At 35.9% G+C, this 1,162-nt stretch carries 1 protein-coding gene; it reads left to right on the top strand.

Features of this window, described 5'->3' with window-relative positions:
• Nucleotides 1–490: 490 nt before the first annotated feature.
• Nucleotides 491–1,162 (top strand): Crp/Fnr family transcriptional regulator (locus tag ACT3TJ_RS17950; RefSeq protein WP_444622833.1); only part of this gene is annotated, 672 nt, incomplete at its 3' end.

Raw genomic sequence — 1,162 nt, 5'->3', positions numbered from 1 at the left:
AGCAATTACAAAAATATTACGTTTCATCATTATTCTCTCCGTGAATAAGGTTGTTCTCCTAATGCCGCATAATTAGCGTAAGACAGCTGGTAGCGTTTATCCTTGATATATGTGATTTATTAAAGATCAATCTCTGACTTTATTAGTTAACTTGCTTATAAGTTGTCTTATTGTTAGCTGATCTTTGTTTATGACCCGATAAGTTTCAGTTTGTTTGTAAACGTAACGCTTTTTTTCAAACCTGTGTTACCTGAAAACGTAAGTCGATGATTGATGACATAAATTAATATGAAAAAAGTTAACAATTGTTAATTTTTATCGCTTAATAGTTTAGTAACATCCTTTATCCAAGTGGGGCAAATAAATAATCCTTGTTTATCTTTTTTTCGTTGACTATATTTTTTTTGCCTCTTACCTATTTTAGTTATATAAACTTTTTACCTTTTGGCTATCATGTATAGCTTACGTCTAACTACAAAGGAGTGTAGAAATGGATAAGGTAATGGCAGGAAATTACGATATTATGGACAAAAAAAGCTTTAGCTTTAATGGTGGCACTGATGATTTCGATGCCTTGAATTTTGATATAACACTAGAGAGTGTTCTGGGGTTGTATGGAGATTTGGGCAGCGACTCTTTAGAAAGCTTGCGGTCAACGCGCAAAAAACCGGTCGAATTAAAGAGAAATCAAAAGATGCTCTCATTATGTGATGGCCGGGCCGATATGTTTCTAGTAAAAGAAGGATGGGCGAGCCTTTGCCATGCCACCGATAAGCGAGGCCAGGATATATGTAATGTATTTATGCCTGGCGATATCATCGGTGTTCGAGAAAGCTTTTTTGACAACCACGATATTACTATACTAGCGCTTACTAACTGTAAGTTTGAAAAAGTATCGGTCGAAGATATACATAAACTTTTTAAAACCGATATGGACGTTAGAAAAGCGGTAATGTCCTATATCATGGTCAATGACAATATTACGATTGAACGATTAAGAAGCTGTACGCACCACCGTTCTGAAGAGCGTGTTGCCCACTTTTTATTAGAAATTTATACACGGTTCTGCTTTAAAGGGTTGTTGAAGACCAATATTTACGCATTTCCTATTACCCAGGACGTGGTAGGCGAGCTATTAGGCATTACTAGTGTCCATGTTAGC

This window comes from Halomonas sp. AOP30-A1-24 (assembly GCF_052378165.1).
Lineage (GTDB): Bacteria > Pseudomonadota > Gammaproteobacteria > Pseudomonadales > Halomonadaceae > Vreelandella > Vreelandella citrativorans.
This window is presented reverse-complemented; position numbering and strand designations above follow the sequence as displayed.